The 25932-nt window shown below is 62.4% G+C and carries 22 protein-coding genes; 7 read left to right on the forward strand and 15 right to left on the reverse strand.

Annotated features, from left to right (window positions below):
- Window positions 1-8: 8 nt before the first annotated feature.
- A complete protein-coding gene (locus C816_RS08720) occupies window positions 9-707 on the forward strand; it encodes a flagellar brake protein (RefSeq protein ID WP_016322024.1) in 699 nt (232 codons plus the stop codon).
- A gap of 76 nt (window positions 708-783) precedes the next feature.
- Here C816_RS08720 and C816_RS08725 read toward each other — a convergent pair whose 3' ends face one another.
- The 5 genes from C816_RS08725 to glgB form a co-directional block, all read right to left on the reverse strand.
- Window positions 784-3210: a glycogen/starch/alpha-glucan phosphorylase gene (locus tag C816_RS08725; RefSeq protein ID WP_016322025.1), complete on the reverse strand. Its 2427-nt coding sequence runs from the start codon at window positions 3208-3210 to the stop codon at window positions 784-786.
- A gap of 24 nt (window positions 3211-3234) precedes the next feature.
- Complete coding sequence (gene glgA, locus C816_RS08730) at window positions 3235-4992, reverse strand: glycogen synthase GlgA (RefSeq protein WP_016322026.1); 1758 nt, start codon at window positions 4990-4992, stop codon at window positions 3235-3237.
- A gap of 120 nt (window positions 4993-5112) precedes the next feature.
- Window positions 5113-6222, reverse strand: a complete 1110-nt coding sequence (gene glgD, locus C816_RS08735) for a glucose-1-phosphate adenylyltransferase subunit GlgD (protein ID WP_016322027.1) — start codon at window positions 6220-6222, stop codon at window positions 5113-5115.
- Window positions 6219-7430: a glucose-1-phosphate adenylyltransferase gene (locus C816_RS08740; protein ID WP_016322028.1), complete on the reverse strand. Its 1212-nt coding sequence runs from the start codon at window positions 7428-7430 to the stop codon at window positions 6219-6221. The genes glgD and C816_RS08740 overlap by 4 nt, the downstream gene beginning before the upstream one ends.
- On the reverse strand, window positions 7427-9358 hold the full coding sequence (gene glgB, locus C816_RS08745; RefSeq protein WP_016322029.1) for a 1,4-alpha-glucan branching protein GlgB: 1932 nt from the start codon (window positions 9356-9358) through the stop codon (window positions 7427-7429). The genes C816_RS08740 and glgB overlap by 4 nt, the downstream gene beginning before the upstream one ends.
- A gap of 362 nt (window positions 9359-9720) precedes the next feature.
- Between glgB and C816_RS08750 the strand changes: the two genes are divergently transcribed.
- The 5 genes from C816_RS08750 (at window position 9721) to C816_RS08770 (ending at window position 17003) form a co-directional block, all read left to right on the forward strand.
- Window positions 9721-10533, forward strand: a complete 813-nt coding sequence (locus C816_RS08750; protein ID WP_016322030.1) for a sulfite exporter TauE/SafE family protein — start codon at window positions 9721-9723, stop codon at window positions 10531-10533.
- 142 nt (window positions 10534-10675) lie between these two features.
- Window positions 10676-11380 (forward strand): cysteate racemase, encoded by a 705-nt coding sequence (locus C816_RS08755; RefSeq protein ID WP_016322031.1) that lies wholly within the window; start codon window positions 10676-10678, stop codon window positions 11378-11380.
- Window positions 11381-11530: 150 nt separating this feature from the next.
- The gene (locus tag C816_RS08760; protein WP_016322032.1) at window positions 11531-12745 is read left to right on the forward strand and encodes a dicarboxylate/amino acid:cation symporter; all 1215 of its coding nucleotides are present in this window, start codon (window positions 11531-11533) and stop codon (window positions 12743-12745) included.
- 401 nt (window positions 12746-13146) lie between these two features.
- Window positions 13147-15438, forward strand: a complete 2292-nt coding sequence (locus C816_RS08765; protein WP_016322033.1) for a PAS domain-containing protein — start codon at window positions 13147-13149, stop codon at window positions 15436-15438.
- A gap of 98 nt (window positions 15439-15536) precedes the next feature.
- Window positions 15537-17003, forward strand: coding sequence for a WD40/YVTN/BNR-like repeat-containing protein (locus C816_RS08770; RefSeq protein ID WP_016322034.1), 1467 nt, complete (start codon window positions 15537-15539; stop codon window positions 17001-17003).
- A 236-nt stretch (window positions 17004-17239) separates the two neighbouring features.
- Here the strand turns inward: C816_RS08770 and guaA are convergent, their stop codons facing one another.
- The 4 genes from guaA to C816_RS25590 form a co-directional block, all read right to left on the reverse strand.
- Window positions 17240-18193: a glutamine-hydrolyzing GMP synthase gene (gene guaA / locus C816_RS08775; RefSeq protein WP_371254368.1), complete on the reverse strand. Its 954-nt coding sequence runs from the start codon at window positions 18191-18193 to the stop codon at window positions 17240-17242.
- 185 nt (window positions 18194-18378) lie between these two features.
- Window positions 18379-18612 carry a hypothetical protein gene (locus C816_RS23610; protein WP_207636910.1) on the reverse strand — a complete coding sequence of 78 codons (234 nt, stop codon included), beginning with the start codon at window positions 18610-18612 and terminating at the stop codon, window positions 18379-18381.
- A gap of 24 nt (window positions 18613-18636) precedes the next feature.
- Window positions 18637-18831, reverse strand: coding sequence for an SMI1/KNR4 family protein (locus C816_RS23615; RefSeq protein WP_016322036.1), 195 nt, complete (start codon window positions 18829-18831; stop codon window positions 18637-18639).
- A gap of 98 nt (window positions 18832-18929) precedes the next feature.
- Complete coding sequence (locus C816_RS25590; RefSeq protein ID WP_081646303.1) at window positions 18930-19226, reverse strand: DUF3784 domain-containing protein; 297 nt, start codon at window positions 19224-19226, stop codon at window positions 18930-18932.
- Between the two features lie 638 nt (window positions 19227-19864).
- On the opposite strand from C816_RS25590, the gene C816_RS08780 reads away from it, so the two are divergent.
- Window positions 19865-20584, forward strand: a complete 720-nt coding sequence (locus C816_RS08780; protein WP_016322037.1) for a M23 family metallopeptidase — start codon at window positions 19865-19867, stop codon at window positions 20582-20584.
- A 163-nt stretch (window positions 20585-20747) separates the two neighbouring features.
- On the opposite strand, the gene C816_RS21750 is transcribed toward C816_RS08780, so the two are convergent.
- From C816_RS21750 to C816_RS08810, 6 genes are all read right to left on the reverse strand, one after another.
- Window positions 20748-21224 carry an ankyrin repeat domain-containing protein gene (locus C816_RS21750; protein WP_016322038.1) on the reverse strand — a complete coding sequence of 159 codons (477 nt, stop codon included), beginning with the start codon at window positions 21222-21224 and terminating at the stop codon, window positions 20748-20750.
- Between the two features lie 51 nt (window positions 21225-21275).
- Complete coding sequence (locus C816_RS08790) at window positions 21276-22364, reverse strand: DUF3810 domain-containing protein (protein WP_016322039.1); 1089 nt, start codon at window positions 22362-22364, stop codon at window positions 21276-21278.
- A 130-nt stretch (window positions 22365-22494) separates the two neighbouring features.
- A complete protein-coding gene (locus C816_RS08795) occupies window positions 22495-23229 on the reverse strand; it encodes an ABC transporter ATP-binding protein (RefSeq protein ID WP_016322040.1) in 735 nt (244 codons plus the stop codon).
- Complete coding sequence (locus C816_RS08800) at window positions 23226-24017, reverse strand: ABC transporter ATP-binding protein (protein WP_016322041.1); 792 nt, start codon at window positions 24015-24017, stop codon at window positions 23226-23228. Before C816_RS08800 ends, C816_RS08795 begins: the two co-directional genes overlap by 4 nt.
- On the reverse strand, window positions 24017-24820 hold the full coding sequence (locus tag C816_RS08805; RefSeq protein ID WP_016322042.1) for an ABC transporter permease: 804 nt from the start codon (window positions 24818-24820) through the stop codon (window positions 24017-24019). The genes C816_RS08800 and C816_RS08805 overlap by 1 nt, the downstream gene beginning before the upstream one ends.
- On the reverse strand, window positions 24817-25767 hold the full coding sequence (locus tag C816_RS08810; protein WP_016322043.1) for an ABC transporter permease: 951 nt from the start codon (window positions 25765-25767) through the stop codon (window positions 24817-24819). The genes C816_RS08805 and C816_RS08810 overlap by 4 nt, the downstream gene beginning before the upstream one ends.
- Between the last annotated feature and the right edge of the window lie 165 nt (window positions 25768-25932).

The raw sequence follows: 25932 nt of genomic DNA on the forward strand, positions 1-25932 counted from the left end.
GAGATACCATGGCTCTGTTTGGATTGTTTGGAAAAAAGGCCGGAAAGGCGGAGGCGGCGCCTGTTAAAAAAGAGGCAGAGCCCGCCTTTCTGGAGGACTACGCCGGTATGCAGGCGGAGGTGACGGACACAGAGGGCCGGCTGCTCTTTGTGGCAAAGCTCCTTGGTCTCCAGGAGAACCAGGGAGACCTGCACCTGCTCTCCGAGGCCTTCGTCTCCCGGGAGATGGAGGAGCCGCTGCCCGTGCGGCTCCGTGGATACAGCAGCCGGAAGTCCAAGGCCGCCTATCTGGAGGGGACCATCCTCCCCGCCGAGGACGACCAGATATGGCGGGTGGAGAACCTGACGCTGGTGAAGCTGGAAAACGACCGCTCCTTCTTCCGCATGGACGTGGCCATGGACGCCTCCCTCACCGCCGTAGGCCGGCCCGGCGCGGAGGAGGAACCCTGCAAGCTTGTGGATCTCAGCGTGGGCGGCGTGCGCATCGCCTCTCCCAACCAGCACCAGATCGGGGAGCGTCTTTTGCTCAGCGTGGATCTGACGTCCGGAAAAGCCCCCTCCACCATGCTCTGCCAGGTTCTGCGCGTCATCGGGCAGGAACGGGATTACGAATACGGCTGCCGGTTCATCGAGCTCAACGATGCGGACGAGGACCGGATCATGCAGATCATCTTTGCCCTCCAGCGCAAGCAGAGCGGCCGCACCTGATTCCCGGGCCGCGGTCCGTGCTCCTCCAAAGGAAAACCCCCTCCCGCCAGCGGCGGGAGGGGGTTTTTACACTGCCTTACCGGTGGGACACGTGCCAGATGTTGTCCGCGTACTCCTTCACCGACCGGTCGGCGGCAAAGATGCCGCTGCGGGCGATGTTGTGGAGGCTCATGCGGTTCCAGCGCTCCCGGTCCATGTAGGCGGCGGCCATGTCCTGCTCCGCCTGGCAGTAGGACGCGAAGTCCGCCAGCAGCAGGTACTCGTCCGCCGCGCTGCCGCCGGAGCCGAACAGCAGACGCTGGTACAGGTCCTCATAGGTCACGCCGTCCCGGAAGCCGGTGCGCAGAGCGTCCACGCAGCGGCGCAGGGTCTCGTTCTGGGTGTACAACCGCTGGGGAACATAGCCCTCCCGTTTCAGCTGCTGCACCTCGTCGGCGTGGAGGCCGAAGAGGAACATATTCTCCTCGCCCAGCACCTGGTTCATCTCCACGTTGGCGCCGTCCAGGGTGCCAACGGTCAGGGCGCCGTTCATCATGAACTTCATATTGCCGGTGCCGCTGGCCTCCTTGCCGGCGGTGGAGATCTGCTGGCTCACCTCGCTGGCGGGCATCAGCACCTCTGCCAGGGAGACCCGGTAGTTCTCCAGGAACACCACCTGCAGCTTATCCTTGCAGATGGGGTCGTGGGCAATCTGGTCCTCCAGGGAGTTGATGAGGCGGATGATCCGCTTGGCCACCACATAGCCCGGGGCGGCCTTGGCGCCGAAGAGGAAGGTGTGGGGCTGGGTGATGGCGTTGGGATCGTCCTGGAGCCTCTGATACAGGGCTATGATGTGCAGCACGTTGAGCAGCTGCCGCTTGTACTCATGGAGCCGCTTCACCTGGACGTCGAAGATGGAGTTGGGGTCTAGAATGACGCCCCGGGTCTTCTTGGCGTGGAGAGCAAAGGCCTCCTTGTTCTGCCGCTTGATCTCCCCCAGGCGGTCCAGCACGGACTTGTCGCCGGCGTAGCTGTCCAGCTTTTGCAGGGCCATGGCGTCGGACAGGTACTCGTCCCCGCCGGCGAGGTCCCGGATCAGGCTGTCCAGGCCGGGGTTGATCTCGCTGAGCCAACGGCGGTGGTCAATGCCGTTGGTGACGTTTTTGAACTTCCAGGGCTCCATCTGGCAGGCGTCGCGAAAAACGTCGTTGCGCAGAATATCCGTATGCAGGGCGCTGACGCCGTTGACGGCCATGCTGCCGGCCAGGCACAGGTTCGCCATGCGGACCTGACCGTCCCACACAATGGCCATGTACTGGGTCTTGCCGGGGTCGTGGTAATACTCGTCGACCTTCTTCTGCCACCGGGCAGAGATCTCCTTGATGATCTGCCAGATCCGGGGCAGGCGCTGCTCCATCAGCTTCTGGGGCCAGCGCTCCAGGGCCTCCGCCAGAACGGTGTGGTTGGTGTAGGCCACAGACTGGGTGGTGATGGCCCAGGCGTCGTCCCAATTCATGCCGGTGTCGTCGATCAGAATCCGCATCAGCTCCGGGATCACCAGGGCCGGGTGGGTATCGTTGATCTGGATGACATTCTTCTCGTGGAAGTTCTTCATGGTTCCATACATGGCCATGTGCTTGGTGGTGATGGACTGCATGGTGGCGGAGACGAAGAAGTACTGCTGCTTCAAACGCAGGGACTTGCCCTCCTCGTGGCTGTCGTCGGGATAAAGGACCTTGGAGATGGACTCCGCCATGGCCTCCTCCTCGGCAGCTTTCAGGTACTCGCCCCGGGAGAACAGGGACATATCCATGGGGGAGGTAGCCCGGGGCTCCCACAGCCGCAGGGTGTTGACGTGGTCCGTGCCGAAGCCGGGGATCTTCATGTCGCAGGGCACCGCCAGCACGGTGGTGGCGTTCTCGTTGACGGTGTGCAGCCGTCCGTTGTCCCAGAACTCCCGCAGCGTGCCGCCAAAGCGGACCTCCTGGGCCTCCTCGGGCTTGGGCACCAGCCAGGACATGCCCAAATCCTTCCAGTGATCCGGCAGCTCCACCTGCTCGCCCTCCACGATCTTCTGCTTGAAAAGGCCCAGGTCGTAGCAGATGGAATAGCCGGTGGCCGGAATGTCCAGGGTGGCCATGGAATCCAGGTAGCAGGCCGCCAGGCGGCCCAGGCCGCCGTTGCCCAAAGCCGCGTCCGGCTCCATCTCAAAGATGTCCCCGGCCTTGAAGCCCAGGTTGGACAGGGCCTCTTTCAGCTGGGGCAGAACGTCCAGGTTGTAGGCGTTCTTCATCAGACTCCGGCCCATGAGAAACTCCATGGACAGGTAGTGAACCCGCTTGCGCTGCTCACGGTTGGTCTTCTTGCGGGTCTCCACCCCGCGGATGGCCATCACGTCCCGCAGAACCAGGGCGCAGGCCTTCATCATCTCCTGATCGGTCGCCTCGTCGGGGGTTTTGCTGAAATTCAGCATCAGCTTTTCCGTCAGGGTTTTCTCCAGTGTCTCAGTGGTAAATGGTCTCATCGCGTCTCCATACCCGCCGCCCGCTTACTTCTTCTTCGGGGCGGTTCCTTTCTTTTTGGTTTCTCCGGCAGCCTTTTTGGCCGTGTTCGTGCTTCCGGGCTTGCGGCCCCGCTTCTTGGGCTCCGCCTTTACAGCGGGGGCCTCCTCGGCGGCCTTCTTCACAGCCTCCTCCGCGGGAACGGTCTCCGGCTCCGGAGCGGGCGCCTCAGCCGGACGCGCTTCCTCCGCTGCGGTCTCCGCCGCGGCGGGCGCCTCCTCAGCGGAAACAGACGCCTCGGCCGGGGTCTCCGAGGCGGCCTCCGCCGCAGGGGTCTCCTCTGCGGGAGCGGCCTCCGGCGCGGGCCAGACCTGCCCGGTGACGCCGGCGTAGATCCGCAGGTACTCTCCGGCGCTGCGGGCCCAGCTGAAATCGCACGCCATGGCCCGCTTGCGCAGGCGGCTGAACGCGTCGGGGTAGTCCTTATACAGGTACACGGCCTCCCGGATGACATGGAGCATGTCGTTGCTGGCATAGTTGGCGAAGGTAAAGCCGTTTCCGGCGTCCCGCCAAGCCTCGTAGGCGTGGACGGTGTCCTTCAATCCGCCGGTCTCCCGGACGATGGGCACCGTGCCATAGCGCATGGCGATCATCTGGCTCAGTCCGCAGGGTTCGCTCTTGGAGGGCATCAGGAACAGGTCCGCGCCGGCGTAGATGGCCATGGAAAGCTCCTCGTTGTAATCCAGGCGCACCGCCATCCGGCCCGGGTACTGCTGGGCGGCCCAGTGGAAGAACTCCTCGTACTTCTTATCGCCCTTGCCCAGCACCACCAGCTGCATGGGCAGTTTCATCATATCATGAAGCACTTCACAAATCAAGTCTAAACCCTTGTGGGAGACCAACCGGCTCACAATGGCCACGACGGGCGCGTGGGGCTCCTCCCGCAGTCCCATCAGGCGCTGAAGGTGGGCCTTGTCGGCGTCCTTGCCGGCCATATCCTCCGCGCTGAAATTGGCGGCGATGCTGGGGTCTTTGGCGGGGTCGTAGCGGTCCATGTCGATGCCGTTGAGCACACCGTACAGCTTATATTCGCACTGGCGCATGACGCTCTCCATCCGGTGGGCGAAGTAGGCCATTTTCAGCTCGTTGGCGTATGTAGGAGACACGGCGTTGACGGCGTCTGCGCAGAGGATCGCGCCCTTGAGCAGGTTCAGATCGCCGTCCATCAGCAGCGTGCCGTCCTCCACCCAGCCGGCGTCCAGGCCGAACAGGTCGCCCAGAACATAGGGGTTATAACGCCCCTGGTATTCAATGTTGTGAACGGTCAGCGTGGTGCGGATGGAGCGGAAGCGCTCCTCCCGGACGCCGTCGTCCTTGAGGTAGATGGGCACCAGGGCGGTCTGCCAGTCGTTGCAGTTGATGACGTCGGGCCAGAATTTCAGGTGGTCCAGCATCCGCACCACGGCCCGGGAGAAAAAGCCGAACCGCTCGCCGTCGTCCATGTAGCCGTAGAGGTCCGGGCGGTCGAAGTACTGCTCGTTGTCCAGGAAATACCACGTCACGCCGTCCTTCTCCAGGGAGAACAATCCGCAGTAGACGTGGCGCCAGCCCAGGTTCACGTAGTCATAGCACAGGAAGGTCAGCTGGCTGCCAAACCGCTCCCGGACCCGCCGGTACAGGGGCAGCACCACGGCCACTTCGGCGCCCTCCGCCGCCAGGGCAGACGGCAGGGAACCGGCCACATCGGCCAGTCCTCCGGTTTTACAAAAAGGGACGGCCTCGCTGGTTGCATACAGAATTTTCATGTCTTATTGCTCCTTTTCTTCGTGTTCATCAGAATGTTTCCAATGTCCCACTTCCGCCGGAAAGCTCCGGCGGTTACAACTCAATCAGGGGGAGCGCGCTCCCCCTGATTGAAGTCTGTATCAAACAATGCTCCCCTTGGCTACCACGATGGGATAGGTTGCGTGGCCCATCAGGGTCCGGTCCTCCTGAACCTTCACGTCCTTGTCGCAGATCACATAGGCCAGCTTTGCGCCGCTGAGGATATTTGTCCCCTTGAAGAGGATGCTGTCCCGGACCGCCGCGCCCTTGGCCACGTTGACGCCGGGGAAGAGGATGGAGTTCTCCACCACACCCTCGATGCGGCAGCCCTCGCCCACCAGGGAGTTGACGCACACGCCCTCCGGGCCCACATAGGTGGAGGACTTGTCGGTGCCCTTGGCCCGGACGGGGCGGACCGGGGTGAAGAGATCCGCCCGGATGGCCGGATCCAGCAGCTGCATGCTGCGGTCGTAATACTCCTTCACAGATCGCATCTGGGCGGCGAAGCCGCTCCAGATATAGCTGCGCAGGTACAGCTGGTCCTTCCGGGCCTGGAGCACGTCCCGCCGCCAGCTGTACTGGTCCTTGGCGGCACACTCGTCCACCATCTCCTTGAGGAGCTTGGTGGAGACGATGTATACCTCCAGCCCGCGGTAGCCTCTGGGGCGGTGGAGGTTGTAGAGCACCTCTGTCACCCGTCCGTCGCTGATCTCAAAATAGGTGCCGTCGTCGGTGGCAAAGCTGTCGTTTCCGCAGACCACGGTGACGTCCGCGCCGGACTTCACGTGGCTCTCATAGATGTCGTTCATAGGCAGGTTTGTCACCAGGTCGCCGTCCATCAGGGCCACATAGTCCTGGCGGATGCTGTCCAGATAGCTGCGCACGGCGGCCAGCGCCTCCATATGGCCCCGGAAGGGCATGGCGCCCCAGCTCTGCTGGTAGTTGAAGGGGGGCAGCATCCGAAGGCCGCCCCGCTTGCGGCTCAGATCCCAGGCCTTGCCGGTGCCCAGATGGTCCAGCAGGCTCTGGTAGTGGCCGTGGAGCACGACGCCCACATCCGTGCACCCGGCGTTCACCAGGCTGGAGAGGGCAAAGTCCACCGCCCGGTACCGTCCGCCGAAGGGAATGGACGCCGCGGAGCGGATCTGGCCCAGCTCCTGCATCTCGTTGCGCTTTTCGTAGGAGAAAATAATCCCGTGCAGTCCGTTCATTTGGACACCTCCTCAGCGTTCTTGCCCAGCATGACGCCGGGACGCACCTCGCGGCCCTCCTCCAGGCAGCAGCCGGGGGCCAGCACCGTCAGTCCGCCCCAGGTGTCGGAGCCGTCCGCCATGGGGCTGCCGCCCACGCGGCAGTCCTTACCCACGCGGCAGTCCTCGCCCAGGATGGCGTACTCCACCACCGCGCCGGGCTCCACCACCGTGCCGGGGAGCAGCACGGAGTAGCTGACCCGGGCGCCTGCGCCCACGGTCACGTTGGAGGAGAGGACGGAGTTCTCCACCGTGCCCTCCAGGACGCTGCCGCGGTTGATGGCGCTGTGGCTCACCTTGGAGTCCCCGCCCAGGAAGGCCGGCGGAGCGTTGACGGAACGGGCGTAGATGGGCCAGGAGTCGTCGCTGAGATCCAGACCGGAGGTGGGGGACAGCATATCCATGTTGGCGTCCCACAGGGAGTCCAGGGTCCCCACGTCCTTCCAGTAGCCGGCAAAGCGGTAGGCCGCCATGCGCTGGCCGTCGTTCAGCATGGTGGGGATGATGTTCTTGCCGAAGTCGTTCTCGGACGCCGGGTCGGCCTCGTCGTTGGTGAGATACTGGCGCAGGGTCTTCCAGGTGAAGACGTAGATGCCCATGGAGGCCAGGTTGCTCTTGGGCTCCTTGGGTTTTTCGGCGAACTCGGTAATCATGTCCTCCCCGTTGACGCTCATGATGCCGAAGCGGGGAGCCTCCTCCCAGGGCACCTCCATGACGGAGATGGTGCAGGCGGCGCCCGCCTCCTTGTGGCGCTTTACCATGGCGGAGTAGTCCATCTTGTAGATGTGGTCGCCGGAGAGAATCACCACGTACTCCGGGTCATACAGGTCGATAAAGCCGATGTTCTGATAGATGGCGTTGGCGGTGCCCTTGTACCAGGTGCCGCCCTTGCTGCCCATGTAGGGGGGCAGGATGTGCACGCCGCCGGTGGACCCGTCCAGATCCCAGGGTACGCCGCTGCCGATGTAGCTGTTCAGCTCCAGGGGGCGGTACTGGGTCAGCACGCCCACAGTGTCGATGCCGGAGTTGGTGCAGTTGGACAGGGGGAAGTCGATGATGCGGTACTTTCCGCCAAAGGGGACGGCGGGCTTGGCCATATCCCCGGTGAGGACATACAGCCGGCTGCCCTGACCGCCGGCCAGCAGCATGGCGATACACTCTTTTTTCATTTCTCCGCAAGCTCCTTTGCCTGTTTTTTGATCCTGGTTTTCACGGGTTTGGGGAAGGTCCCCTCTCCCCGCAGGAACACCGCGCCGAAGGCGGGGATTTTGATGGCGGCGGAGTGCTCCTTCCCGTGGGAGGGAATGTCCTCCACCGGGACGCTCTCCGTGTCGCCAAAGCCGTCGCCGCCGTAGGCGGGGTCGTCGGTGTTGAATACGGGGGTATACTTTCGGTGGGCGGGGACACCCATCCGATAGTTTTCATAGGTGTTGGGGGAGAAGTTCACCGCGCACATCAGGTCGCGGCCCTTCTTGTCCTTGCGCAGGAAGACCACCACGTTGTTGTGGTTGTCGTCGGGCACCAGCCACTCGAAGCCCTCCCAGCCGAAGTCGATCTCCCACAGGGCGGGCTCCTTCTGGTAGAAGGCGTTGATGTCCCGGAAAAAGTTGTGGATCTTTCGGTTCTCCTCGCTCTCCAGCAGGTACCAGTCGATGGACTGGTGGGAGTTCCACTCGTGCCACTGGCCCAGCTCCGCGCCCATGAACATCAGCTTCTTGCCCGGGTGGGCCAGGAGGTAGGCGTAAAATCCCCGCTCGCACCGGAGCTGGTTCTGGTAATCGCCGGGCATCTTCCCCACTACGGAGCCCTTCATGTGCACCACCTCGTCGTGGGAGATGGGGAGCACAAAATTCTCCGAAAAGGCATACATCATGGAGAAGGTGATGTCCTTGTGGTGGTCCTGGCGGAACCAGGGGTCCATTTTCAGATAGTGGCACATGTCGTTCATCCAGCCCATGTTCCACTTGAGGTTGAAGCCCAGGCCGCCCACGTCGGCGGGCCGGGTCACCAGGGGCCAGGCGGTGGACTCCTCGGCGATCATCAGCACGTTGGGATTGACGGAGAAGGCCAGGGCGTTGAGCTCCCGCAAGAAATCGATGGCCTCCAGATTCTCATGCCCGCCGTACTTGTTGGGCGTCCAGGCGCCGCCCTGGCGGTCATAGTCCAGATACAGCATGGATGCCACAGCGTCCACCCGCAGCCCGTCAACGTGGTACTCCTCCAGCCAGAAGCGGGCGGAGGAGAACAGGAAGCTCTTCACCTCGCTGCGGCCGTAGTCAAAAACCCGGGTGCCCCAGCTGGCGTGCTCGCGCTTGTTGGGGTCGCCGTACTCATAGCAGCAGGTGCCGTCAAACTCGTACAGGCCCTGCGCGTCCTTACAGAAGTGGGAGGGCACCCAGTCCAGCAGGACGGAGATTCCGTTTTTGTGCATATGGTTGACAAACCACATGAAATCCTTGGGAGTGCCGAACCGGGAGGTGGGGGCGAAATACCCCGTGCACTGGTAGCCCCAGGAGTCGTCCAGGGGGTGCTCCGTCACCGGCAGAAGCTCGATGGCGTTGTAGCCCATGTCCTTGACGTAGGCCGCCAGGTCCTTGGCAAGATCCCGGTAGCCGATGAAGTCCCCGTTCTCCCGCAGCTTCCACGAGCCCAGGTGAACCTCATAAATATTCAGCGGGGATGAATGCACCGCATGCTGCGCCTGCCGTTTCCGGAAGGCCCCGTCGGTCCACCGGAAGCCGCTGATGTCGTACAGCTTGCTGGCTGTGGCGGGACGGGTCTCTGTGTGGAAGCCATAGGGGTCCGCCTTCATCCGTACCCTTCCATCCTCCCCCGTCACAGCGTATTTATAAACGGTATATTCCGACAGCCCGGGGATGAAGCCCTCCCAGACCTCGCCGATCTGAATTAAACGATTAGCCTGTTCATTCCAGCCGTTAAAATCCCCCACCACGGACACGGCTTTCGCGTGGGGGGCCCAGACCCGAAAGCCCCAGCCCGGCTTGCCCCGCTTCTCGGTGGGATGGGCGCCAAACCAGCGCCAGCCCTCAGTCAGCGTCCCCGCATGGAAGCGCTCGGCTGCTTTGCTGTTTGCCATGTAACTCTCCTCTCTCCGCCTGCCCCGCGGCGACGGCGGCCTCCGTGTTTGAGAAGCGCCCCGCTTCCCTGCTCTTCCCAGATATACCATATATTGTGTTTATTATACTTCTTGAAGGAAACAGCGTCAAGAATGGTACTGTCGAAAAAGCAGAAAGACTTTTGGCGAATATAGCCAATTTCTTCTCGGATTTTCACCATATTTTATGTGCACCTTTGGCATTTTACACAGAAGTTTACTGAAATGACCACCGCACAATTTCTGCCAGACGGACCGAAACAGCCGCCGTTCCGGTTGATTTTGCCGTTTCGCCCTGCTACAATAGACGAAATCCACCAAATTTTCCAAAAGGAGATCCGCCTATGTTATCCCTGCTTACGGAGACCACCGTCGACGGCTTCGCCCTGTGGATAGTGCTGCTGCTGTGCCTGGGCGTATTTCTGGCCTCCTTTATGGACGCCATTGCCGGCGGCGGCGGGATCATCTCCGGCCCCGCCCACCTCATTGCCTTCGGCAGTCTGCCCGCGCCCTACGCCCTGGGGACCAACAAGGTCTCCGCCGCCATCGGCACCGTCTTCTCTACCGCCCGGTTCATCAAAAACGGCTATGTGAACTGGAAGCTCTTCGCCCCCTCCATCGCCTTCGCCCTGACGGGCTCCGTGGCCGGCACCTGGCTGCAGCACCGCACGCCGGACGCCGTCCTGAAATACATGCTGCTGGCCGTGCTGCCGGTGGTGGCGGTAATCACCCTTCGCAACCACAACTGGCCCGACGAGCCCGGGGAGATCGAATTCAAAAAGCAGGCCGCCATCGTCTGGGCCTCCGCCTTTATCATCGGCGGTTACGACGGGTACTACGGCCCCGGCACCGGAACCTTTCTGATGATCGCCTTCATCCGCCTGGCCAAGCTGGACACCCGCCACGCCGCCGGCGGCGTGAAGGTCATCAACCTCTCCAGCAACATCGGCAGCCTGGTGACCCAGCTGGCCAGCGGGTACGTATTTCTCCGGGTGGGCCTGATCGCCGCCGTCTTCTCCATTGCGGGGCACTACATCGGCTCGGGCCTGGCTATCAAAAACGGCAGCAAAATCGTGCGCCCCGCCGTCATCGTCGTGCTGGTCCTGCTGACGCTGAAGGTGGGCAGCGAGCTGCTGTTCCCTGAGCTCTGGGGATAGGCCGAAAAATGTCAAAACGCCCAAACGGCGGATCTTTTTCCTCCGCTGCGCATTTTGCCATTTATCAAACAAGGCCTAGGCCGCCCCTTTTGGGGCCACCATTTTATCCGTTTCAAAACTGACCAACAAAGGGGGATCACATATGAAAAAAACCATCGGCATCCTGGGCGGCATGGGGCCGCTGGCCACGGCGGACCTGTTCCAGAAAATCGTCTCCCTCACCGCCGCCTCCAGTGACAGCGAGCACATCCGCGTCTACATTGACAGCAACCCCTCCATCCCCGACCGGACGACGGCCATCCTCAGCGGGGGACCGGACCCTCTGCCCGCCATGCGCGACTCCCTGCGGAAGCTGGAGGCCTGCGGGGCGGACTGCGTAATCATGCCCTGCAACACCGCCCACTACTTCCTCCCCCGCCTCCAGGGTTTGACGGACATCCCCTTCCTCAGTATGCTGGAGGCCGCCGCCAAGGCGTGCCGCGCCCGTTTTCCCGGGAAAACCGCCGCCGTGCTGGCTACAAAGGGCACCCTCTCCGCCGGGCTGTACCAGGCGGCGCTGGAGGAGGAGGGCATCCCCCATCTCCTGCCGGAGGAGGCGGAGCGGGAGGCGCTGATGGACGTGATCTACCGCGGCGTCAAGGCCGGCGCCCCGCCGGAGCGCTACCGGGCGGCCTTCCTCTCCGTGCTGGAGGCCCTGTCCGGCCGGGGGGCGGACTACTTTATTCTGGGCTGCACAGAGCTTCCCCTGGCCTTCCGCCTGCTGGGGCTCAGCCAGCCCGGCCTGGACCCCACGGAGGAGCTGGCCAGGGCGGCGATCCGCTTCTGCGGGTACCCGCTCAAGAACTGACGAAATATCTCCTCGGCATTTTGCCGGAAACGCCTTTACAACCGCCCCCTATTTTGTTATAATACAACAATCCCGCAGCCTCCGCCGCAGACGGCGCGAGCCTGTACGGATAATGCGAGAGAGGAAAATTCTATTGAATGAGGTGAGCGTATGAAGAAAAAAATGAGTCTTCCCATGCAGATCCTGATCGCCCTGCTCCTCGGTATTGCGGTGGGCCTGGCGTGCTACTTCGGCGGCTTTGCCAGCTTCACCGCGAACTACTTAAAGCCCTTCGGCGACATCTTTGTCAACCTGCTGAAATTCATTGTCGTGCCAGTGGTGCTGCTGAGCATGATCGACGGCATCATCTCCATGAACGACATGCGCAAGGTGGGGTCCGTGGGCATCAAGACCGTGGCCTACTTTATGGTGACCACCGCCATCGCCTGCGTCATCGGCCTGGCGTTTGCCAACGTCTTCAACAGCGCGGGCCTGTTCCCCGTGCTGGACGCCGCCGGCGCCGAGTACGAGGCCAACGCCTTCGGCGGCTTCATGTCCACGCTGGTCGCCATCTTCCCCACCAATATGTGGAAGTCCTTCACCGACGCCAATATGCTCCAGGTCATCGTCATCTCCCTGTTCCTGGGCGGCTCCATTCTGGCCGCCGGCGAGCGGGCGAAGCTGTGCCGTGACTTCGTCTCCTCCGCCTATGCCGTCATCGAGCAGCTGATGAGCTTTATTATCAGCCTGGCGCCCATCGGCGTGTTCACCTACATGGCGTGGGTCGTGGCCACCCAAGGCTCCGAGATCCTGGTGTCGCTGCTGCTGGTCATCGTCTGCGCGTACCTGGGCTACATCGTCCACGCGGTGCTGGTCTACTCCCTGTCCGCCAAGATCTTTGTGGGCATGAATCCCATCAGGTTCTTCAAGGGCGCCTTCGCGGCCATGATCTTCGCCTTTACCTCCACCTCCTCCGCGGCCACCCTGCCGGTGTCCAAGGAGTGCGCCGCGGAGCTGGGCGCGGAGGATGACATCGCCTCCTTTGTCCTGCCCCTGGGCTCCACCATCAACATGGACGGCACCGCCATCTACCAGTGCGTGGCCACCGTGTTCCTGGCCTCCTGCGCCAACATCCACCTGACCATCGGCCAGATGGTCATCGTGGTGGTCACCGCCACCCTGGCCTCCATCGGCACCGCCGGCGTCTCTGGCGCGGGCATGATTATGCTGGCCATGGTGCTGGAGGCCCTGGGCATCCCCGTGGCCTACATCGGCCTGATTGTGGCTGTGGACCGGATCTTCGACATGGGCCGCACCTGCCTGAACGTCACCGGAGACATCGCCTGCTCCGTGTGCGTCACCAAGTGGGAGGGCCGGAAGAATTAAGCGTTCAAGCATATCAAAGAGACCTGCGAAGGCGTACGGCGGGGCCGTTTCCACCGGCGGACGCGCCGGGCGGAACAAGATCTTTGCCGGGCGGCATCCTCACGGGAACCGTATGCCGCCTGTGGCAGAGATTTGAAAACGCAGATTCCAAAAAGGACAGGCGCCGCCTGTCCTTTTTGGTTTCAGCCTTCCGCCGCCTTTGCCGAATCTCCCTCCCGGCCGGTCCTTTGCTCCTGCCGCCGTCCGTGAGAGGGCCCTTGCGCAGGGTGTCTGTTTTCAATATAAACCAAAGAGGCCGGCCGCTCCCAGGCGGCTCCGGCTGTATCCGCCGGCAAAGCGCAGCCTCTCACGCTTTTCACTTCTGCCGACTGTAAAACAATACGCAGCAAGGAGGCGCCGCCGTGGCAAAGCGTCTGGACAAGTTCACAAAGCCCTTCCGGGACAGCCGGATTCCCTTTCTACTGGCGGAGATCATTACCGACGGGGAGGGGGAGATGGTGGATGTGGCCTGCCGGTTCATCAACAGCCCCGCGGCGGCCCTGCTGGGCCTCCCGGCGGAGGATCTGCACCAGCGGCGGTTTACCCACGTCTTTCCCGCCGGAGCGCTGGCCGCGCTGGAACCCCTGCGGGACGTGGCCTTTTCCGGCTCCGCCGCCTCCTTCCTCTACACCACCTCTCTGAACCGGAAAATCGGCGTCACCTGCTATCAGCCCCAGTACGGCATGGCCGCCTGCATCCTGGAGCCGGCGCGGGAGGAGGCCTCCCAGGAGCACACCCGCTTTCTGGCGGAAAATCTGCCCGGAACCGTGCTGTCCCTGGAACTGAGCCGGACGGGGAGCCGGTGCCTGTCCTTCACCCAGGGGCTGTGCGTTCTCACCGGCTGGAACCGCCGGGAGCTGCTGGACCGCTGTGCCGACTTCAACGTGCTGGTGGAGCCGGAGGACCGTCCGGGACTCCTTCAGGCCCTGATGGACGCCGCCCGGGAGGGGCGCCAGACCACCCACAGCTTCCGCCTGCTGCGGCGGGAGCAGGCGCCGCTGTGGGTGGAGCTGCGGGCGGAGGTGCTGTCCCGGCGGGAGGGGGGAGCCTCCTTCTATGCCGTCCTGCTGGACGCCCAGACCACCCGCCAAAACCAGGCCAGGCTGGAGGCGGTCCAGGACCGGCTGGAGCATGTCCAGTGGGAACAGGACTTTCTCTTTGACGGTCTGCCTGCCGCGCTGTGCCTTTTCCGCAGGGACACGCCGGAGGGGCCGCTCCGGCCCCTCCGGCTGGGCCAGGGCCTGGCCCAGCTTCTGGAATATCCCCTGCCGGAGCTGAACCGCCGGCTGGCGGGAAATCCCCTGTGGCGGGTCCATCCCCGGGACCGGGAGGCCCTCTCCGCAGCCGCGGAGGCGGCCCGGGCGGAGGGCAGGACGCTGCGCCACGTATGCCGTCTGCGGGCCAGAGGGGGAGACATCCGCTGGGCGGCTCTGGACGCCGCGTGGAGCGACCTGGGCGGCGGCGCGTCGCTGGTCTACGCCGCCTGCTTTGACATCACCCGGGAGCGGGAGGCCTCGGAGGAGGTGCAGTTTCGGGCCCAGCTGTGCGAGCTGATGCTGGACCAGTCCCGGATGATGAGCTTTGACTACGACCCCATTGAGGATGTGGCCCGCAGCAAGCGGCACGACGGCTCCAGCCGCAGCGTCCAGCACGTGACGGAGCAGTATCTCACCGCCATGGACCGGGATCGGGCCATTCACCCGGAGGACCGGGACCGCCGTGCCGCCATGATCCGCCGCCTGCTGGCCCGCCCGGGCACGGAAACGCTGGAATACCGGGCGGACTACGACGGCCAGGGCTGGCGGTGGTGCCGAATCTCCTGGATAAGCCTGATGGACAGCATGGGCGGCGTGTGCCGCCTTCTGGGCAAGGCGGAGGACGTGACGCTGCGGAAGATCTGCGCCCTGCGGTTTCAGTCACTGGCGGCCAGACAGAAAAAGCTGCCCGCCGGCGTTCTGGCCGTCATCCGGCTGGACCTCTCTGCCGACCGCATCACCGATGCCAGGGCCGCCAGCCGCTACCTCTCCGGCGTCCTCTTCGGCAACACGGCGGACGCCTGCCTCCGCCATCTGCGGGACAATGTGCCCGACGAGGCCCAGCGGCGGGCGTTTGACGAAAAGCTCCGCCGCCAGCCCCTTCTGGAGGCATTCCAGGGCGGAGCGTTCCACGTGGAGGCAGAGCACCGCTTTTCCTTGGGCGGGAACAGCGGCGTTGTTTGGGCCCGCACGTCCGTGGAGCTGGCAGAGGACCCGGAGACCCTCTCCTTCACCGCCTTTTGTACCATCGCCAACATCGACGCCCAGCGCCAGCAGGAACCCCTGCTGGCGGCCCTGGCCCGGCGGGACTACGATTTTGTGCTCTCCGTCAACGCCTCCACCGGCCTCTGCCGGGTCTACGGCAGGGATGCGCCGCCGGACACCGTGCCCTACCGCACCGTGGCGGCCCAGTACCTGGGCAGTCAGGCGCCCTCTCGGAAGCGGTCTGCCTTCCGCCAGGCGGCCCGGCTGAATACCGTCCTGGAGCGGCTGGAGACCGCGGAGGTCTACGAGTACACCGGCAGTCTTGGCACCGACGCGCCCCGGGAAAAGCGGATGCGCTGGTCCTGGCTGGACCGGGAGGCGGGACTGCTGCTGGTGACGCTGGAGGACGCATAATGTAACCGTTTTTTACCGAAATTTAACCGGCTTGTTGCCAGTCTGTAAAGAAAATCCCCCTTTTTCCGTGTATAATGACGGAAAAAGGGGGATTTTCTATGGAACGGTTTTGGAGCCTGATCTGCTGCGCTTTCCTGCTGGCCGGGTGCGCCGCCCCGCCGAAGACGCCGGAGGGTCCGCCGCCGGACAGCGTCCCGGCGGAGATTGCCGCCGTGGAATACGTGGATGCCCTCACGATCCCGCTGGCGGAGCTGGAGCCCTATGAGCCTTGGCGGTCCATGGAGCCGGATGTCGCCGGGCCGGAGACCATGGGGGAGGTCCTGTGCGGCGAGACGCTGCCCGGCGGCGCCCGCGTGGTGTGCTACTGGCACCTGGACCATTTGACCGACCCGGATTACCGGTATGAGAAGTACTGGGCCGTTCACCAGGGGGACAAGCTGCTGCGGTTTGCCGCGGAGACCAGCGGGTATGCGCACGGCTATGGAGTGTCGGCCTTCTCCAACGTGCTGGGACAAAGCGGCTTTCGCATTGCGGCTCCCCGGGGCGCGGCCTACACCGCCTATGACTACTATGTCCTTGACGAAACCGGCGTGCCCCGCCTGCTGATGGACTGCTCCAACGATGTACTGGAAAAGGACGTGGACGGCGACGGGGTGAGGGAGCTGGTCTGGAATTACCACGGCGGACAGTTTGTCACCTGCGCATTCCTGCGGGACGGTGCCGTGTACCAGACGGAGATGATGTCCCTGCTGGCAGAATGTCTCCCCTTCCCGGCCCTGCCCGCCGGGGACCTGAAGTGCTGGGGGGAGGAGGGCCTTCCGGTGAGCATCCTGGCAGGGGGCTGGGCGGTCATCAATGAGCCCGGGCCGAAGACGTATATCGAGGGGTATCTTCGTCTGACGGAGGACGCGCTGACGCTGTACCTCCCCGAAAATCTGATCCCCCTGGAGGCCTGGGCGGGGAAGCGGTATACCCTGATTGACGGAGCCCCCGCCTGCCGGGACATTGCGCCGGAGGGTGAGCCGGAGGGGCCCTGGACCGTTCTGGGTCCCGCCGTGCCCGCGCCCCGGGAGTGGGCGGGGCAGGATTTGGCCGGGCGGAACGAGGCGGAGACCTGGGAGAAAGTGGAGCCAGAGCATCTTTTTATGGAGATGGTCTCCGTCCAGGACGGGTGGATGGTGGTGTCCATCAGCCACGGTGCGGGAGCCAACGCCGACAACTACGTATACCGCACCCATGACGGCGGCAGGACCTGGCAGGAGGCGGCAAAGCTGGAGGAGGCGGGGCGGTATCCCTGCGCGGCGGGCTTCTTTGACGATCTCCACGCCATAGTGGGGACCGAGCAGTTCGACGGCGCGCCGGTGTTTGTCACCCGGGACGGCGGGGAGAACTGGGAGCGGGCGGTCTTCTCCCCGCTGGACAATCCGGATGAGTGGCAGGCGTCTTCCATCTCCCATTCCGGAGAGGAGATTTCCATCAGTCTCCGCCGGGGCGCCGGCGATGGGACGGAATACTGCCAGCTGATCTCCCGCAACTGGGGGAAAACCTGGGAGTGGGGTCCATAGGAAAAGGAAACGCCGCAGAAAAAGTCCGCTGCTCCGCGTTGATTTTTCTTGCCAGGCACAACGCATGTCAACCAAAAGCCGCCCTGCTGAAATTTGTCATTCAGCAGGGCGGCTTGCCTCTTCGTAATCGCTCTCCTGTGCACCGGGCTGACACAAATCGTATCAATCCAGTAATCACACGGCAAAGCGGCCAGTCAAAAGGGCTGTATTCATACGGATCTGCGCCGTTTTCAGATTCACTCCCACTCGATGGTCCCAATGGGCTTCGGCGTCAGGTCATACAGCACCCGGCACACCCCCGGCACCTCCGCCAAAACGCGGCTGGTGACGCTCTCCAGCACCGCCCAGGGCAGCTGGGGCACCGTGGCGGTCATGGCGTCCACGGTGTTGACGGCACGGATAATCACCGGCCAGTCAAAGGCCCGTTTGCCGTCCCGCACGCCGGTGGAGCGGAAATCCGGCACCACGGTAAAAAACTGCCAGACCTGATCCGCAAGGCCCGCCTTGGCGAACTCCTCCCGCAAAACGGCATCGGACTCCCGCAGGGCCGCCAGACGGTCCCGGGTGATGGCCCCCAGACACCGCACTCCCAGGCCGGGGCCGGGAAAGGGCTGGCGCTCCACCATGGAAACCGGCAGGCCCAGGGCCTTGCCCACCACGCGCACCTCGTCCTTGAAGAGGAGCTTCACCGGCTCCACCAGCTCGAACTGCATCTCCTCCGGAAGGCCCCCCACGTTGTGGTGGGCTTTCACGCCGTCGCTCTCCAAAATGTCGGGGTAGATGGTCCCCTGGGCCAGGAAGGTGATGCCCTCCAGCTTGCGGGCCTCCTCGTCAAAGACCTTGATGAACTCGCCGCCGATGATCTTACGCTTGCGCTCCGGCTCGTCCACCCCGGCCAGCAAATCCAGAAAGCGGTCCGTGGCGTCCACATAGATCAAGTTGGCGTCCAGCTGGTTTTTGAACACCTCGATGACCTGCTCACTCTCGCCCTTGCGCATGAGTCCGTGGTTCACGTGGACGCACACCAGCTGCTTGCCGATGGCCTTGATCAGCAGGGCGGCCACCACAGAGGAGTCCACGCCGCCGCTGAGGGCCAGCAGGACTTTTTTGTCCCCCACCTGGACCCGCACCTGCTCCACCTGCTCCGCGATAAAGGCCTCCGCCAGCTCCGGCGTGTTGATCCGCCGCATATCGGCGGGGCGCACATTGTTTTCCATGGTTTGTCCTCCGTCTGTAAATTTCGGGTTTTCTTGAATTTTTTATACCATGATTCGACGGGAAAAGCAATAACAATCTGAGGGATCGCCGCCGGTCAGCAGGGGGCAACTAAGCCGGAAGGCAAAATTGGGGTCACAGGTCGAATTTTGCTGAATCGTCATTCAAAGCCGTTCCTTTCAGCTTCCTGACCTGCAAACCAAATGACCGCCCCGCTTCCTCCGTTGGCCGAAGGAGTTATTGCAAAAAAACAGCTGCCGACCTCATCAACAGTGATCGGCAAAAGTTCTTCCTCGGCAAATTCAAGCTGCGGATTTAAGGGATAGACAACTTTTAACAAATCTTTTGCCATCTCCATATCTGGACTTGAAATCAATTCATGGGTTCCAAGCAAGCTGACTGAGGTAAAAAACTCTCGCTATCCATCAGCGCATTTTAGAAATTCTGCATATTGTTTGTCCAGCCCAATATTCAAATGATGTTCAACTTGAAGAATGTCCTCTGCCGAACAACATTTATTCGGCGGATAATAGCGATAGAGGTTTTCTGAATCCAATGTACACATTTCATTCCGCACAGCCAACATTTTTTGAATCCAATTTGTGTAATCCATAGGTATCCTCCCGCTTCTCCCAATTCACTTTTGTGTGCCCGATGTATAGAAAATGCTTTTGATAAATTTTTATTCTCCACTATAAGTTCATATTTGTATTACCCATGTCGTTTAGAATAAATAGACGATACAACCGCATAGATAAGAGAAATTATAAAAAATACCCAAAAGGCAGCATACACCCATGTCCAATCGGCAGCAATATAGATAGTAAATACCAAAAGGCTGATTCCAATAACCCTAAATGCGAAACCAGACTGGCGGCAATGAGACTGTTTACTTTCCCTATTCTTATTCAGATGTTTGCGTTCCTCTTGCGAGGCCCAGAAATAAGCGTTGTTGAAAAGGTATCTCCCTTGCCCCAAACTGAAGATAACTGATAACAAATATCCCAATAGCCAATGTTAGAAAGACGATTTCAACTATAATTTGACCAGTATCCATTTGCACCTCTCCAAAAATCTCGATTTGCTTTTTTGTAAACCAAACGATATTGTTGATAAGCTGCTATAAATAATTATTCATGGCATCTATCCGGACGCACAAAGTCGAATTGGGATTCTCGCTTTTTCATCTGCTGTTTGGATAGACCTTTTCTTATCTATAATTAGGCCTTGTTTGAAAAAAGGCGGAATGCCCAACGGCGAGAGATGTTTTCGCCAATCAAGGCAAATTTTTGCAGGCGGGCTGACGCCCGGCAAGAACATTTAACGCAGAGTGGCGGATAAAGATCCACCGTTTGGGCCTTTTGACTTTTTTCAAACAAGGCCTAATGGCACAATCAATGCAATTAAACATATTAAGCTTTGATTTTGAATCTGCAAAGGCGGCTCCTGGTTTTGTGGAGCCGCCTCTGCTTTGTGCATATCGACTAAGGAATGAGACATTAGGCCTATAGCAACACTTATCTTGAACTAGGATGGTTTTTCCTGTGATTCTCTCCCGCGTCCGAGCGCTGCGTCAGAAGAAATTGTATAACTCCCGAAAAAGCTGTCCATACTCTCCCTGTACCAATTTAAGGGAGGGACAAGCAATGAACAGATGGAAGTCGATTTTTGGCAGCGCCTGGTTTTACGCAATTTTGGCCCTGTGCGTTCTGGCCGTGGGCGTGGGCGGAAGCTTCGCCCTGTTCGCGGGCCGGGACAAGCCCGCGGAGGACAGCGCCCCCCGGCAGACGGACCTGATTACCCCCGCCGCCGCGGAGCCCGCCGCACCGGAGGTTCCCGCCGTGGTGGAGACCATCGCTCCGGCGGAGGATGTGTCGGAGGAGACGCCGGAACAGGCGGCCCCGCCTCCCATGCCGGAGCTCCCGGTAGACGACACCCCGGTGGTGGTGGAGGCCCCCAGGCTGATCGTATCGCCCCTGAACGGGGAGGTGGTCACGGTCTTCTCCGTGGACCAGCTGGTGTACAACGAGACCCTGGCGGACTGGCGCACCCATGACGGCATCGACATCTCCGCCGTCCAGGGCACCACGGTGCTGGCGGCCAGCTCCGGCACCGTATCCTTGGTGACCGACGATCCCCTGATGGGCACCACGGTGGTCATCAACCACGACGGCGGCTACCAGACCACCTACTCCAACCTCCAGACCCGGCCCAATGTGGAGGAGGGGGAGACCGTCTCCGCCGGGCAGATCATCGGCGCGGTGGGCCGCACCGCGGCGGCGGAGTCCGCCCAGGGCCCCCACCTCCATTTCTCCGTCACCAAGGACGGGTCGCCGGTGGACCCCAACGAGTACCTCAAGCGGTGAGCCGCGGAGGAAACTTCGGGGCGTTCGCATACTGGGGATAGAAAATCACCCTCACCCGGAAGCCGCAGCTTCCGGGTGAGGGTGATTTTCATGGCGTGCGGAGCGGGCCGGGGAAAGGGGCGGGAGGGCGGCCCCGGCAGACAGCCAGGGGGACAGACTAGGCCTAGGCATTTGCCTGTCCGGATCCCCGGGGAACTCCGTGCAATCGGAGGTTTGCCTCTTCTAACAATTCGATGAGATGAGGCTCTGCCTGTGTGATTTCGGCGAAATCAAAAGCGGTCTGCCCTGGCCGGTCGCCTAAGGAGGGATCTGCGCCATGGTCAACCAGAAGCCGGACGATCTCCTGACGCTGCTCTGTTCTTTTTAGGAATACCGCCGCCAATGGACGGACGCCGTCGCGGCGGCCGATGTTGGGGTCGGCGCCGGCCTCCAACAGCAGCTTGACAACGTCGGCCTTATGCTGCATCACAGCGATCATCAGGTAGGTATATCCCTCGGAATTTGATATGTTCACATCCGGAATGTTCTGAATAGTGGCCTGGATTCGCCGAAATTGACCTGTGACGCTGCCTCTGGCCAACTCGGTTTTGTACACCGCCATTTCATTCAGCAATCGATCCATTTCACCGCTGCGCCGCATATTATTTCCCCCGTCACCATTTGGAGATGCCGCCTGTTTCGGCCGCTCACACTATTTGTAATACGCCACCAGCAGATCCACCACGGTGCCGTAGGACTGTATGCCCCGCTCGTCGCCGTAGGACTTGAGCATGCTGTCGTAGACCTTGGTGGAGACCTGTTTGACAGCAGAGTCCCGGAACTGGGCCCAGTAGGCGTTGTTGTACTGGAGGTCCGCCCGGACGGTCTTTGGCAGCGTCTCCCGGAGGGCCCAATAGGCGTCCGGGTCCAGGGAGTACAGGGCGTTGCCCAGGTAGATGTACCCCATCAGCCAGCCGGAGTAGACGTAGGCGGGGTTTTTGCTGGTGGTGGAGGCCAGCACCGCCAGGAAGTTGCACTCCTGCTCCGAGGCAATGCCCCGCTGGTGGGCCAGCTCGTGGGCCGCCGTGGAGGGCAGGAGGCAGGCGGGGCTGTCGATGTTCACGTTGGACTCCCCGGTGTAGGCGCAGTAGAAGCCGGTGAAGTCCATTCGGCTCATGAGCCGGGAGAAGAACATGGGCTTCACCCCCTTGTCCTCGAAGGCCAGGAAGGGGAACTCCTCCTCCAGCGCGTCATAGACATACGGGCTGTCCGCCAGGATCTTTTGCCAGGACACGGCAAACACGCCGTTTTCGTCCCGGGGGACGGCGCCTGCCGAGAGGGCCGTCTGCTCCGCAAAGTATGCCGTCACGGATTTGAGGTCCTCTGGGGCCACGGGCTGGGCATAGATGCCGGACTTGTCCTGAAAGCTGTCCGTCCAGAAGCTGAGCCCCCACAGGAAGAAGAACAGGGTGTAGACGGTTACAAAGGCACAGACGGCGCCCAGCGCCGCGCCGTAGGCCCGCCGCCCCCGGCGTCCTTTGGCCCGGAGGACGGCAATGACGCTCCAGACCAGGTAGCCCAGTCCCAGCAGGGCGGCCAGGACGTAGATCGCCTCCATAACGGAGAAATCCACCCGGTAGCACACCTCGCCCAGCCCCCGGCGCAGGGGGATGGTGACATGCTCCGCCAGGGCGTTCATCCAGATCCGGTTCCCCCGGCACAGCCGGAGGGCCAGCAGGACAATCAGAGAGGCCAGCAGCCAAATATGCAGTTTTTTGTGCCGGAGAAAAAACTTTTTCATGTTGTTAAACTACTTTCATTGCCTTGGGCGAAGCCCCCGCCTTGGAAAACTGTGAATTAATTTGGGGAAGATACCGGAGATATGGCCGGGCCGGGCCGCCCCGCCCGGCCCCGGACTCGGCGGACCGGCCTCACTCGGCGGCGGCCAGCAGCTGCCGTGTGTACGTCTCTTTGGGATTGTCAAAAATCTCCGCCACGGTCCCCTGCTCCACAATGCACCCCCGCTTCATCACCAGCACCCGGTCGCAGAGCTGATAGACCACATTCAGATCGTGGGAGATGAAAAGGTAGCTCAGATCCAGCTCGTTCCGCAGATTTTTCAGCAGCTCCAGAATCTGGGCCTGAATGGTCACGTCCAGGGCGGACACCGGCTCGTCGGCAATGAGAAACCGGGGCCGCTGAATCAGGGCCGCGGCGATGGACACCCGCTGCCGCTGCCCGCCGGAGAGCTCCCCGGGCTTTGCCGCCAGGCACTCCGCCGGCAGCTCCACCCGCTCCAGCATCTCCCGCACCCGGCGCTTCCGCTCCTCCGGACCGTATTTTCCAAAGATCCGCAGGGGCTCCTCCAGAATCCAGGAGACGGGGTAGGCGGGGTTCAGGGAGCTGTAGGGGTCCTGAAAGATCATCTGGGGACGCCTGGTGTAGTGGATTACCTCTCCCTGGTCCGGCTTGACCATCCCCAGAATGGTTCGGGCCAGGGTGGACTTGCCGGTGCCGGACTCCCCCACAAGACCCAGGATCTCGCCGTGGCGCACGTCAAAGGTCACGTCGTGGAGCACCTCCTGGTACGCCCCCCGCCGGAGGGCGCCGCCCTCCCGGTAGCCGCTGGTGACGTGCCGGAGAGACAGGACAGCTTCTCCGCTCATAGGGTCTCCTCCCTTCTCTGCCGGGTGGGGATGGCGGCAATCAGCCGCTGGGTGTAGGGGTGCCGGGGATGGTGGAACACGGCGTCCGTCTCCCCCTCCTCCACCAGGACGCCCCGCTGCATCACCGCCACATGGCCGCAGAGCTTGCGCACCACGTTGAGGTTGTGGGAGATGAACAGCATGGAGATGCCGCTCTCGGCGTTCAGCTTTTTCAGCAGCTCCAGAATCTGGGCCTGGATGGTTACGTCCAGGGCGGTGGTGGGCTCATCCAAAAGCAGCAGCTTTGGCCGGATGACAATGGCCGCGGCGATCATGGCCCGCTGGAGCATCCCGCCGGAGAGCTGGTGGGGGTACTTGCCGCAGACCCCCTCCGGGTCCGGCAGCTCCACCGCCTCCAGGGCCTCCAGGGCCAGCCGCTTCCGCTCCGCCCGGGGGAGGTTTTGGTGGATGGAGAGGACCTCCTCCACCTGGGGGCCGATCTTCATCAGGGGGTCCATGGCGCTCATCGGCTCCTGAAATACCACGCCGATCTCCCTGCCCTGGATCTTTCGCAGCTCCGAGCGGGGGATATGGAGCAGCTCCCGTCCATCCAGCAGGATCTCGCCGGAGTAATCGCACCGGCTCCGGGGCAGCAGCCCCGCCACGCTCATGGCGGTGACGGATTTGCCGGAGCCGGATTCCCCCACAAGGCCCAGGATCTCGCCGTCATGGATGGTGAGGGACACCCCCGCCACGGCCTCCCGGTCCCGGTTGTGAAACTTGACATGCAGATCTCGAATTTCCAGCATCACGATCCCTCCCCGTTCCGGCGCTGCAGCCCCTCGCCAATGAGGCCGACGCTGAACACCATCAGGATGATGACAAGACCTGTGCCGGCGGCGTACCAAGGGGCGATGCCGAACATCCCCTGGGCCTCGGAGAGCATATAGCCAAGAGAGGCGTCCGGCGGCGTGACGCCGATGCCCAAGTAGCTCATGGAGGCCTCCGCCAGCACGGCGTTGTTGAAGCCAATGGTCAGGGCCGGCAGCAGCACATGCATGACGTTGGGCAGGATGTGTACCAGCAGAATCCGCCCGCTGCCCGCGCCCATGAGCCGGGCGCTTTTGACGTAGTTCACGTCCCGGAGGGCGGCGAAGGCCGTCCGGGTGATCCGGGCGAAGCCGGGGATGAACACCAGCCCCAGGGCCAGGATCACGTTGAGCTTCTTTCCCGGCCCCAGGACGCTGATGACCACCAGGGCCAGCAGGACGCTGGGGAAGGCGGTGAGGGCGTCGTTGACCCGCATCAAAATCTCGTCCACAACGCCGCCGAAATACCCGGTGAGGGCCCCCACCGCCGTGCCGCACACGGCGCCGATGGCCACGGTGGCCAGGGCAATGGAGGCGGTGGCCCCGGCGCCCTTCATCACCCGGCTGAGAATATCCCGGCCGAAGTTGTCCGTACCCATCAGATGGGCCAGGGAGGGGCCGGAGCGGTCCATGCTCATGGCGTTGGGGTCGCAGGGCGTCCAGAAAAAGCCCAGGAGAATCAGCGCCGCCGTCAGTCCCGCCAGGATCAGTCCGGCGGTGAGATAACCGTTTCGCCGTCTCATGTGTCACCTCCCAGACGCAGCCGCGGATCGATCCGTTGGTTGATAATGTCCGCCGCCGTGCCCGCCAGCACCACCCAGAAGGCCAGAATCACCACAATGGCCTGGACCACCGGGTAGTCCCGGTTGGAGATGGAGGCCACCAGCATTCTCCCCAGGCCGGGAATGACGAACACCTGCTCCACCACAATGCCGGCAGCCACGATCTCCGCCATGGTCTGGGCCAGGAGCGTGACCACCGGGGCCAGGGCGTTTTTCAGCACGTGGCGGTACAGCACCCGCCGCCATCCCGCCCCCCGGGAGATGGCGGTGCGGACGTAGTCCCTCCGCATCTCGGTGAGAATGGTTCCCCGGAGCATCCGCACCGTCATGGCCACGCGGGGAATGGCAATGGCGATGGCGGCAAAGAAGAGGTACTTCACCGCGCCGAAGAAATCCGATCCCAGCTCCGGAAAGCTGCCGGGCATGAACCACTTCAGCGCAATGCCAAACCCCCAGGACAGCAGGATGCCGGTGAAGAAGGAGGGCACCGCCATGCACAGCTGGTTGAAAACAGTGCCAAGGCCGTCCAGCGCTCCGCCGGACCTGGCGGCGGAGCAGAGCCCCAGGGGGATGGAGACGATGGTAATCAGGAAAAAGCACAAAATGCTCAGGCACAGCGTCACCAGCACCTTGGGGGCGATCAGGTCCCACACGGGCTGATTGTACTTGATGGAGATCCCCAGGTCTCCGGTGAAAAAGCCCAGGAGCCAGGAGATGTAGCGCACCGGCAGGGGCCTGTCCAGCCCCAGCTCCGCCCGCAGAGCCGCCAGACGCTCCGGCGTGGCCTGGGTGCCCAGGATGATCTCCGCCGCGTCGCCGGAGATCAGAGAAAAGGCCGTAAACGCCAGAAGGGAGACGATGACCATGGTGAGAAGCATGGCCGCAATTTTTTTGGCAGCGTACTTCATGGTCTCGCCTCCCTCTGGAGCCTGTTTAATATCTCCGGGCATGCCGGGCGGATGGGGGGCTTCCCGCCAATCAAGAAAAATTTTTGCAGGCGGGCCGCCGCCCGGCAAGAAGACTTAACGAAGAGCGGCGGAAAAAGGCCCTCCCATGCGGTGTGCCCGGAGACT

Origin of the sequence: Oscillibacter sp. 1-3 (assembly GCF_000403435.2) — a bacterium.
GTDB lineage: Bacteria > Bacillota > Clostridia > Oscillospirales > Oscillospiraceae > Oscillibacter.

Excerpts from the sequence above, each read along its gene's own strand:
- C816_RS08720 (WP_016322024.1), top strand. The coding sequence starts at position 9 with ATGGCTCTGTTTGGATTGTTTGGAAAAAAGGCCGGAAAGGCGGAGGCG.
- C816_RS08725 (WP_016322025.1), bottom strand. The coding sequence starts at position 3,210 with ATGAGACCATTTACCACTGAGACACTGGAGAAAACCCTGACGGAAAAG.
- glgA (WP_016322026.1), bottom strand. The coding sequence starts at position 4,992 with ATGAAAATTCTGTATGCAACCAGCGAGGCCGTCCCTTTTTGTAAAACC.
- glgD (WP_016322027.1), bottom strand. The coding sequence starts at position 6,222 with ATGAACGGACTGCACGGGATTATTTTCTCCTACGAAAAGCGCAACGAG.
- C816_RS08740 (WP_016322028.1), bottom strand. The coding sequence starts at position 7,430 with ATGAAAAAAGAGTGTATCGCCATGCTGCTGGCCGGCGGTCAGGGCAGC.
- glgB (WP_016322029.1), bottom strand. The coding sequence starts at position 9,358 with ATGGCAAACAGCAAAGCAGCCGAGCGCTTCCATGCGGGGACGCTGACT.
- C816_RS08750 (WP_016322030.1), top strand. The coding sequence starts at position 9,721 with ATGTTATCCCTGCTTACGGAGACCACCGTCGACGGCTTCGCCCTGTGG.
- C816_RS08755 (WP_016322031.1), top strand. The coding sequence starts at position 10,676 with ATGAAAAAAACCATCGGCATCCTGGGCGGCATGGGGCCGCTGGCCACG.
- C816_RS08760 (WP_016322032.1), top strand. The coding sequence starts at position 11,531 with ATGAAGAAAAAAATGAGTCTTCCCATGCAGATCCTGATCGCCCTGCTC.
- C816_RS08770 (WP_016322034.1), top strand. The coding sequence starts at position 15,537 with ATGGAACGGTTTTGGAGCCTGATCTGCTGCGCTTTCCTGCTGGCCGGG.
- guaA (WP_371254368.1), bottom strand. The coding sequence starts at position 18,193 with ATGCGGCGGATCAACACGCCGGAGCTGGCGGAGGCCTTTATCGCGGAG.
- C816_RS23615 (WP_016322036.1), bottom strand. The coding sequence starts at position 18,831 with ATGGATTACACAAATTGGATTCAAAAAATGTTGGCTGTGCGGAATGAA.
- C816_RS08780 (WP_016322037.1), top strand. The coding sequence starts at position 19,865 with ATGAACAGATGGAAGTCGATTTTTGGCAGCGCCTGGTTTTACGCAATT.
- C816_RS21750 (WP_016322038.1), bottom strand. The coding sequence starts at position 21,224 with ATGCGGCGCAGCGGTGAAATGGATCGATTGCTGAATGAAATGGCGGTG.
- C816_RS08790 (WP_016322039.1), bottom strand. The coding sequence starts at position 22,364 with ATGAAAAAGTTTTTTCTCCGGCACAAAAAACTGCATATTTGGCTGCTG.
- C816_RS08795 (WP_016322040.1), bottom strand. The coding sequence starts at position 23,229 with ATGAGCGGAGAAGCTGTCCTGTCTCTCCGGCACGTCACCAGCGGCTAC.
- C816_RS08800 (WP_016322041.1), bottom strand. The coding sequence starts at position 24,017 with ATGCTGGAAATTCGAGATCTGCATGTCAAGTTTCACAACCGGGACCGG.
- C816_RS08805 (WP_016322042.1), bottom strand. The coding sequence starts at position 24,820 with ATGAGACGGCGAAACGGTTATCTCACCGCCGGACTGATCCTGGCGGGA.
- C816_RS08810 (WP_016322043.1), bottom strand. The coding sequence starts at position 25,767 with ATGAAGTACGCTGCCAAAAAAATTGCGGCCATGCTTCTCACCATGGTC.